Raw genomic sequence first — 3,401 nt, 5'->3', positions numbered from 1 at the left:
GTTTATGCCGACCGTCGAACTATGCCGAGTGTCTCTTCTATTGTTTGCAGCAAACCGTGCGTTCCCGGCCCGTTCGGCGGGTCGCTGTTGTTTGGCACTCGGCATAGTTCTCATGCTCAGAGGGCGTTCAGGAATTCCAGAAGCCGGTCGCTTGGTCGAAATCGCTCGGCCTTGGCGCGTTCGTACGGCTTCAGCTTTGCGAGTGCAGATTCCTTCAGTTCGAGATGTGCATGAAGATAGGTCAACGTCGTTTCCATCGCTTCGTGGCCCAACCACAGGGCAATTACGGAGCAGTCGACGCCCGCCTGCAGCAACTCCATGGCAGCAGAGTGCCGCAAGACATGGGGCGAGACCCGCTTTGAGCGAAGGGAGATGCAGTGCTCACGTGCTTTGGCGACATATTTGTTCAGCAGCGCCTGCACGCCGTCCGCGCTGAGCCTGCCACCGTGCATATTCGGAAAGAGAGCCGTTGCGCCCCCGCTTCCCTGGCTCCCTGAGCCACCGCTGGAGGGCTTGCTGTGCAACCTTCGTGAGCGGCGTACTTCGCTCTTTGCGGCCCTTGCCGACGCATTGCACATGCGCACCGCGGCCGAGCACTACCGAGTCTCGGTCGAGGTCGATGATCTCCGAGACCCGCAGCCCCGTTTGCGCGGCCAGCAATAGCAGAGTGTAATCGCGGCGTCCCAGCCACGTGTTTCGATCCGTACAGTCCAGGATCGCTTCAATCTCGGGCCTGGTTAGGAACTGAAGCTGCCGCTTGTCGCATCGCTTGCTGGGGATCGCGAGCACACGCTGAATGTGGGCGCTGTGTGCCGGCTCCTCAAACGCCGCATATCGGAAGAAAGAGCGGATGGCTGTGAGGCGGAGATTCCGGGTCCGCACCGAGGCGGATCTCTGCGTCTCAAGATCCTCCAGGAATGCGCCGATGAAAGGAGCGTCCAAATCCCGCAGCGTCAACTGGGATGGGGATCTCCCAATGCGCGTCTGTGCGAAAGCAAACAGGAGCCTGAAGGTGTCGCGATAGGAGGCGATGGTATTGGAACTTACACCTCGATGCTTCATAAGCCGATCCGTAAACCACCGCTCGATTAGCACGGGCAGGTCGTTCGTGTGTCTCATGACCGGACCTCCCAACGCTTATCCAATCGCCGTACGGCATGGTTCATCAGTTCCGGCGTGGCCGACAGATACCAATAGGTGTCGCGAACATTGGCATGGCCGAGGAAGGTTGAGAGAACGGGCAGCTCGCGTTCCACATCTTCGCCGGCGCGATGCCAGTTGATCAGGGTCTGGACGGCGAAACGGTGACGAAGATCATGAATCCGTGGGCCATCTCGATTCCCCTCCTGTCGTAATCCGATTTGCCGGGATAGTCGCCAGAACACGCGATGCACGTATTGATGCAGCAATCTGCCGCCTTGTTCGGCGACGAAGAAATAGGGACTGCGCGGCGTACCAAGGTGTGCATCGCGTCGGGCGGCGTAGCCCGAAAGGACAGCAATTGTCGTGGCATGCAGCGGGACCAGCCGTGACTTGCCAAACTTTGTCTCTCGGATGGTGAGGACGCCCTGGTCGAGATCGACATCGGCCCGGAGCAGGCTGAGCGCTTCGGAATGGCGCAGTCCGGCCACTGCTATCAGCCCGAACAGGCAGTGATATGTCCAGCGCCGCAGAGCGTTGGCCGGCGGCAACGACAGTGCCGCCGCCAAAAGTGTCTGAATCTCGATCTCGCTATAGATGTAGGGCTTTGTCCGCCGTGCCGGTGCTACAGCGTCGCTTGGTAGCACTTCTGTCAAAGGATCGAAATAACTGAGGTGCTGTGCAAAGCAGCGCACATCAGACAGGCGGATGGACCAGCTTGGCTGCCGGCCCATCGAGGTGACCCACTCCATTGCCAGATCATTCGTGATGGTCTCGGCGCCGCGGGATTCCATGAAAGCGACGAACTCCGACAATCGTTTTGCCGGACCGTCATATTTGTATCCCAGCCCTTGGCGCATGCCGATGTAGCGCTCAAACGCGGTGCCAAGCCGGCTCATTGGACACCTCCCGGCCAGGGTAGGCTCAGTTCACGCAGCTTATCAATATCGAGCTTGGCATAGATTCTTGTACTGTCGATGCTTCGATGGCGGAGCAGTTGGCCGATCTCAGCAAAGCTGGCGCCCGATCGCAAAAGGTCAGTCGCAAGGCTGTGGCGGAAAAGATGGGCGCCGTGATGCGCATAGCCTTCAATGTCGGCCTGTTCGAGTGCTTGCTTAGCGATCCACGTGATGGCGCTGCCAGATGTAAAACCCACGTGCGGGGCGAGTGTTCGTAGGAAAAGTCGTCGACATGCCGAGGCTGGACGCCCATGTCGGATATAAGCGACGAGTGCTGTTCCGACGTCGTGACGCAGCGGCATAGTCGCTTGGCGTCGTCCCTTTCCGTGTACGAGGATCGTGCCCGACTGCCAGTCGATATCGTCAAGATTGAGGTTGGAAACTTCGCTGGCGCGCAAACCGAGCTTGGCGAGGATCATCAGAACCGCGTAGTCCCGACGACCCATTGCCGTCGTCCGATCACAGGCATCGAGAACCTTCTGGACTTTCTCGGGCGGGAGAAATGTTGGAAGGCCGGCAAGTCGCCAGCGGCGGATGGACGGCACACAGCCAGCGAGCGGCATCGAGATGAAACCCTTCAGATGCAAATAGCGCAGGAAGGCACGCACAACCCCGCACATGGCTTTGCCACTGTCGGCGGAACCATCGAGCGCATGTCGCTCGACATAACCGATCACGGTCTGCGGGGTGAGCGCTGCAAACCCGTCTACGCCTAAAGGGCACACCTCCCGGAGAAATCGAAGCGACAGAAGCTTGTGGCTCCCCATAGTCGCGGCGGCGAGCCCTCTCTCAGTCGAGAGATATTGCCCGAATACATCGACGATCTTCTCGTGCTCACTGCGCAGAATCGGAAGTGCGGCTGGTATTAAGCCTTTCTCCCGTAACGCCAAAAGCAAGCGGCGGAGTGCCGATCGATCGCCCGAGTCGGGCTTCCAGTGCTTGAAACGATGCTCAAGAAAGCGGTCGACGTGAACCTCGCTTAAATCCTGCGGAGCATGTCCATTGCCAACATGCCAGTCCATCAGATCCCGAAACAGGCTCAGCGAGCGCCACGTGCAATGCCGACCCAAACCTTCGTTCGACATTTTGGCGGCGTAAACGCCCGCAAACTCCCGATACGGACCATAGACCAGCTTCCGGTATAGGGCGCTGCGATTCAAATAGTCAGTTGCGTTCATGTGTCCTCTCCTTCGCGTCAACTGCGACGGAGAGACCCTAAACTATGCCGACTAGCTGCCCGCTATGATGCCGGAAACGTTGGCAAAAAGTTGATTAATCGGCATAGTTCGACGGTCGGCATAA

General features: G+C 58.7%; 2 protein-coding genes and 1 pseudogene. All 3 read right to left on the bottom strand.

Features of this window, described 5'->3' with window-relative positions; genetic code table 11:
* Positions 1-116 precede the first annotated feature (116 nt).
* Positions 117-1,119 (bottom strand): annotated as a pseudogene (locus ELH03_RS37135) (tyrosine-type recombinase/integrase).
* The gene (locus tag ELH03_RS37130; RefSeq protein WP_027664908.1) at positions 1,116-2,039 is read right to left on the bottom strand and encodes a tyrosine-type recombinase/integrase; all 924 of its coding nucleotides are present in this window, start codon (positions 2,037-2,039) and stop codon (positions 1,116-1,118) included. Before ELH03_RS37130 ends, ELH03_RS37135 begins: the two are co-directional and overlap by 4 nt.
* Entirely contained in the window at positions 2,036-3,277 is a 1,242-nt protein-coding gene (locus ELH03_RS37125; RefSeq protein ID WP_027664907.1) for a site-specific integrase, read from the bottom strand. Before ELH03_RS37125 ends, ELH03_RS37130 begins: the two co-directional genes overlap by 4 nt.
* Between the last annotated feature and the right edge of the window lie 124 nt (positions 3,278-3,401).

It is taken from the genome of Rhizobium beringeri, assembly GCF_004306515.1.
Classification (GTDB): domain Bacteria; phylum Pseudomonadota; class Alphaproteobacteria; order Rhizobiales; family Rhizobiaceae; genus Rhizobium; species Rhizobium beringeri.
Note: the sequence above shows the minus strand (reverse complement) of the source record. Positions and strands in the feature narration are given on the sequence as shown.

Bases quoted from the DNA above. Each gene is read 5' to 3' on its own strand.
- ELH03_RS37130 (WP_027664908.1), bottom strand. From the start codon at position 2,039: ATGAGCCGGCTTGGCACCGCGTTTGAGCGCTACATCGGCATGCGCCAA.
- ELH03_RS37125 (WP_027664907.1), bottom strand. From the start codon at position 3,277: ATGAACGCAACTGACTATTTGAATCGCAGCGCCCTATACCGGAAGCTG.